Genomic DNA, 6,010 nt, shown 5'->3' on the forward strand with positions numbered 1-6,010 from the left:
CCACTTAAAAAGAAAAAGAAATGAGTGCATTGAGCGTTAATCACCTGTTGGGCATTAAGTATATCACCGAAAAGGATATACAGTTAATATTTGAAACAGCTGACCACTTCAAGGAGGTTATTAACCGTCCTATTAAAAAAGTGCCTTCGTTGCGCGATATTACTATTGCCAATCTCTTCTTCGAGAATAGTACGCGCACTCGTCTTTCCTTTGAATTGGCAGAAAAACGTCTTTCTGCCGATGTGATTAACTTTTCGGCTTCTCAATCATCGGTAGCCAAAGGGGAAACCTTAGTAGATACCGTGAATAATATCCTCTCGATGAAAGTGGATATGGTAGTGATGCGTCACCCGAACCCAGGTGCGGGAGTCTTCCTCTCACAACACGTGAAAGCCTCAATTGTAAACGCTGGCGATGGAGCTCACGAACACCCTACACAAGCACTTTTAGACTCATATTCTATACGCGAACGCTTGGGAGATGTAGCAGGTAAAAAAGTAGTGATAGTGGGGGATATACTACACTCGCGCGTGGCACTTTCGAACATCTTTGCACTCCACAAGCAAGGAGCTGAAGTGATGCTATGCGGACCTCAAACACTTATTCCTAAATACATTCATAAATTGGACGTGAAGGTAGAAACCAATTTGCGCAAGGCTTTGAACTGGTGTGATGTGGCTAATATGTTGCGTATACAAAACGAACGACTCGACATCAGTTATTTTCCTTCTACCCGTGAATATGTACAACAATACGGACTCACCAAAGAGCTATTGGATAGCCTTGACAAAGAAATAGTGATTATGCACCCAGGACCTATCAATCGAGGGGTAGAAATTACCAGCGAAGTTGCTGATAGCTCCCAATCGATTATTTTACAACAAGTAGAAAATGGGGTAGCCATACGAATGGCAGTGATTTATTTGTTGGCGAGCAAGATTTAATAAGGTAAAAGATAAAAAGTAAAGCCAGCGAGGGCTCACAGCTGGGTATGTGAATAAAAGATAAAAGATTAAAAAAGCGCGATGTTTGAATAGTAAACATCGCGCTTTTTTAATTGTTAATTGTCAATTATTAATTGTTGTTATCTTCTAATTCTGATGGTGATAAGAGCAAAGATAAAAGTGGTGAAAAAGGAGAATATAGCATACACAAGGGCAGGTTTGGTCATATCGGTATTGCCCATAAGGGTACCTGCTACCAATATCGCCAAAGCAGTGTTTTGTAGACCTACTTCTATACTGATAGTCGTTGCTTGTACGCCCGGTAATTTAAAAGATTTCAGAGCTATAAAATAACTAAGTGTCATCGCGCTGAGGTGCATTAGGAGCGTAGCAGGCAAGAGACGGAATATTTCATCTACTGAAATACCACTTCCTCCTGATTGTTTATCACCGAAAAACTTGATAAAGAATACAATTCCCAACAATATGGTATTAGTTACTTTTAAAGGAAAACGGATTTTAAGAGATACATTAGGGAAAAACCGGTTGAAGAATAAGCCCAACAAAGCTGGTATTATAATGATTTTGGCTACTTCCCAGACCATATTGAATATAGGGAGCGACACTTCGGTATGACCCCCCATAAAAACTCCTACTGCCCAATTAGACAACACCGGAATGGTAAACAGTATGAGCAAGCTATTGATAGCGGTAAGAGCTACTGCCAAAGCGGTATCGGCTTTGATGAGATAACTAATGAAATTGGAGGTAGTACCTCCAGGACATATTGATACGATGATGAGTCCTACTTTTTCGGCAGGGGGTAAATTAGAAAACTCGGCAATGATAAAAGCACAGATAGGCAAGAAGACCATCTGCAAGAAAAGCCCTAAGTACAAGGGCTTTGATTTTTTGAATATGTTTTCGAAATCGGAGAAGCGCAACGAACTGCCTATCGCAAAGGTGATAAGCATAAGCACTGCCGAAAGGAGGTAATCTATAAACATCAGCGATTAGCTTTTCTAATAAGTATAGGTATAGGTAGCTTTATGAGCGTTGTTTTTCTTATATTCTGCGGACTTAGGTGTATTGTTGCTATTCCATTGATAGCTAAAAGTACGAGTGGCATTCTCTAAATCTTTATAGTCAACTTGGGTGTTATTATGGAGGTTTTTAGTATAAGAAACTACATTGTGAGCGACTGTTCTTATAAGAGGGTCTCTGTAATAATCGCCATAGTAGTTGTAATTACTTATCAACTCTATTTCAGCTAAATATTTAAAGAGGTCTCGCTGATAGATATTCGGTTTATTATCGTATTGGTAAGTACAAGTGCCTTTGGTATTTTGGTCAGGAACAGCCCCTACATAAGTTGCTTTTTCAAGAGAAGCTACTGTACCATCGGGATTGAGGGAATAAATATAATAGTCGTTAAAACCAGCGAATGAGCTATGAGCTATCATTGTTATTTTATTTTTATCATAAGTATAACTATATTTTTTTGTTTCAGTTCCATCAACCGTTGTTTTACTCGCTACTTTGTTATTAAGATATTCATAAGTAATTTTTTGAACATTATCACTACGAATGATAGATTGTAAATGATTTCCGTTATAAGTAAAGTTATAGGTATAGTTTCTGTTGCTTTGAGAATTGCTTTTAATACTGATAGCAGTTATCAACTCGCCGTTATAAGTGATGGTATAGACTTCATCAGTAGTGGGGGTACCGTTATCGACTACTTTTCTTTCAAAAGCAGTAATTTTATTACCACTTAACGTATAGGTTTCAGTGGTTTTAACAGTGCCTATACTACCAATAGTTTCCTCTACTATTGTTTTAGGAAAAGCACCGCCAGGGGTAGTTTCATCATTGTTATCTTTTTTACAAGAAAGAAAGATAAGTGTAAGACCTATGGCTAATAATAATGTTTTTTTCATTGGTTATATACTTTTATGGCGACAAAGGTACGAAACATTTTTTAATTAGCAATAAGAAGTGTGAGCCGCACGGAGGTAGAAAATTAGCAAATGAGGTGCGAGCCGCACAGGCAGTGTGAGCCACACGGGCAGAGAAAAGATTAGCAAATGTGGAGGGTTGAGGAGTTCGAAATATAGCGGAGGAGAACGAAAGAGAGCTGAGAGGAATTTTGGTGAAAAAAGGCTATGAGAAGGGTGGGGGTAGCTTATAGAGAGCTTATAGGAAGCTTATACGAATCTTGGACGATTGGTATAGAAAGGGTGTATAAATAGTTGATTCATAATATAATACAACAGCGCTAAAAATGTTAAAATCGGGGTTTTGAGGCGAAAGAAAGGGAAAAGGTACTAGGCCTTAGGCCATAGGCACTAGGGGGGAATATGATGGAAAAGAGAAGAAATGACGAATGACCAGTGACGAATGACGAATATGGACTTTCTTTAAAGGGGAATTGTGGCGGCGGTAAGACGGTGCGTGCCATACGAGCAGGTGAAGAAGAGTGATAGAAGTTTGGGGAGATAGGGGTAAAGAAAATGAGGAAATAGGCTTAAAAACAAAAAGGACTGCCAGAGAGTTTCTGGACAGCCCTTTTTAGTTTATTATAAAAGTACTATTTTTTGATATATAACCAGCCTACTTCAGATTGTTTATTATTATTCTGATCGTAGTATTCAATCACATAATAGTAAGTACCTTGTGGGAGTTTATCGGCAGCTTCGACGGTTGCACGGGCGTCAGAGATACCTCTAAACACGCGGGTTACGTTGTCGTAGCCACTTACCTCAAATACTTTCACGCCCCAACGGTTGTAGATACGTACCACATTGTTCGGATAGTTTTCTATGCCACCAATATGGAAGTGGTCGTTTTTACCGTCGCCATTTACTGACATACCGTTGTAAGGTATGAGCTTATTCACTATATCAACCGTTACAGTAGCACTGCTACAGCCTGCCGAGTTACAGATTTCGTACACAAAAGTATCGGTTCCTGTAAATCCTGTGTGAGGACGGTACTCTATTGTGTTATCGCTATTTACCATCACTGTACCATTTGCTGGAGAGGTTACTACATTAGGGGTAGTTGCTCCGTTGAGGGTATCGTTTGGCAATACTGCAATATTTACAGGTGTATTCACTGCTGTAGAAGCTCTATCATCGACCGCTACTGGCAATACTGTAGGAGTTACTGTTGTAGGTGATACAGTGATTGTTACTACACCTGTTACACAACTTGTAGGGGTTGCCGTTGTACATACTTGATAAGTAATAGTGTATGTACCACTTGCTGTGCCGGTTGGAACGGTTACTGTTCCATCAGGACTCAAGGTTGGAACGGTTCCTCCTGGTACTTGTGGTGTTGCTGGAGTTACTACGGTGATAGTAACGTTACCTGTTGGGCCTGTAGTAACTGACTGAGTTCCTACAGTTCCTCCTATGGTGATATTTCCAGCTGTAGTTGTGGTTGTATCGGTGTATACCATATTGTTGTTTGGCAATACTGGTACTGGTTGTCTCACCGTTACTGTTACTGTTGCTTCTGTACTGCAAGCTGTAGGTGTTGCTACTGAACAGATATGATATGTATATGTGTAAACTCCTGGAATTGCATTAGCTGGTACTGTTACCGAACCGTTGCTTCCTATTGTAGGTACTCCTGTACCTGTTGGCGCAGTAGTTACACTTACTGTTACATTAGTAGCTGTTGCTGATGCAACTCCATCGACAGTATCATTACTCAATATAGTTCCTACTACTGTTGCTGTACCGCTCGTTGGCACATCGTAAGTATTATCACCTGCTGTAGGTGTAGCTGTTGCTGTAGGTGATACAGTGAGTACTGTTGTACCACTTACACAAGTACTTGGTGTTGCTGTTGTACAAACATCGTAAGTAATTGTGTAGACTCCTGGAGGCAATGTGCCTGGGACTGTAATAGTACCATCAGGATTCAATGTAGGAGTAGGAGCTCCAGGTGCTGCACCTGGTGTTACTACTACATTGGTAATAGTTACATTACTTCCTGTTGCAGAAGCAGTGGTACCGTCTGGTTTCACTATATCATCATTGTTCAAGATACTTGGCGTTGTACTAGTACCTGTTTGCGTTACTGTAAGGTTTTCAGGACGGATAATAGGTGATGGCTGACTTACAGTAACTGTAAGGGTACCACTTGTACAAGCTACAGGTATAGCTGTTGTACATACATCATAAGTGATAGTATATACACCTGGAGGTGTGGTAGGTGGTATTTGTACATTACCTGTAGTTGGATCTATCACTGGTGTATTAGGTGTGATAGGACTTGTTATATTAATGGTTACATTTCCACCTGTACCTGCCGTTGCTGACTGAGTACCTACTGTATCGTTTGTCAATATATTACCTATAGTACGGGTTGTTGTACTTGTAGGTGTTGATGGTACTATTGGTAAATTATCTGGTGTGATTACTGGAACCTCGCCTACTACTACTGTAGCGGTTGCTGTTTTACAGTTAGAAGGATTCAATACTTCACACACTCTGTATACAATATTATAAGTACCTGACTTAGTACCTGTTGGTACAGTTATCTTACCTGTAGTGGTGTTTAAAGTAGGTGTAGGTGTACCTCCTAAGCTTGTTGCCGGAGTTACTACTGCTATAGTTACAGCTGTTGAACTTACTGGGTTTCCACCTAAAGTTGCCGTATCTATTACAGTTTCTGTTGAAGTAGTTCCTGGTGCTAAAGGATATACTTTAGAAGGTACTACTAATTCAGGGGTTCCTACAGTTACTACTACAGTGCGCGTTCCTGTACAGTTAGTTGGATTCAACACTTCGCAGTAATTATACGTAATTGTATAGTTACCTGCTGGGATATTGCCCGGTACGGTTACTTTACCTGTGTTTGGATCCATAGTCGGTACTTTGCTACCACTTGGATTATGAACCGTCATTGTTACATTACCACCAGGGCCTGCTGTTGGCGTTGTTACTCCGCCTATGCTATCGTTATCGAAAATGCTTGGCGTTGTTTGAGTGCTGGTGCTTGGCGTTACTGTAAGTGTTTCTGGCACTACTGTAAGGCTAGCTGAACCTACGCTG

4 protein-coding genes are annotated in these 6,010 nt (G+C 40.3%); 1 reads left to right on the forward strand and 3 read right to left on the reverse strand.

Annotation, left to right across the window (positions count from 1 at the left end; genetic code table 11):
• Positions 1 to 20: 20 nt before the first annotated feature.
• Positions 21 to 944: an aspartate carbamoyltransferase catalytic subunit gene (locus HMPREF1320_RS03725; RefSeq protein ID WP_009410853.1), complete on the forward strand. Its 924-nt coding sequence runs from the start codon at positions 21 to 23 to the stop codon at positions 942 to 944.
• A 140-nt stretch (positions 945 to 1,084) separates the two neighbouring features.
• On the opposite strand, the gene HMPREF1320_RS03730 is transcribed toward HMPREF1320_RS03725, so the two are convergent.
• The 3 genes from HMPREF1320_RS03730 to HMPREF1320_RS03740 form a co-directional block, all read right to left on the reverse strand.
• A complete protein-coding gene (locus tag HMPREF1320_RS03730; RefSeq protein WP_009417426.1) occupies positions 1,085 to 1,951 on the reverse strand; it encodes a bile acid:sodium symporter family protein in 867 nt (288 codons plus the stop codon).
• Positions 1,952 to 1,966: 15 nt separating this feature from the next.
• On the reverse strand, positions 1,967 to 2,884 hold the full coding sequence (locus HMPREF1320_RS03735) for a hypothetical protein (RefSeq protein ID WP_009417423.1): 918 nt from the start codon (positions 2,882 to 2,884) through the stop codon (positions 1,967 to 1,969).
• Positions 2,885 to 3,534: 650 nt separating this feature from the next.
• A partial coding sequence (locus tag HMPREF1320_RS03740; RefSeq protein WP_009417430.1) for a gliding motility-associated C-terminal domain-containing protein occupies positions 3,535 to 6,010 on the reverse strand: 2,476 nt, incomplete at its 5' end.

The sequence above is a fragment of the Capnocytophaga sp. oral taxon 335 str. F0486 genome, assembly GCF_000277665.1.
Taxonomy (GTDB): Bacteria; Bacteroidota; Bacteroidia; order Flavobacteriales; family Flavobacteriaceae; genus Capnocytophaga; species Capnocytophaga ochracea.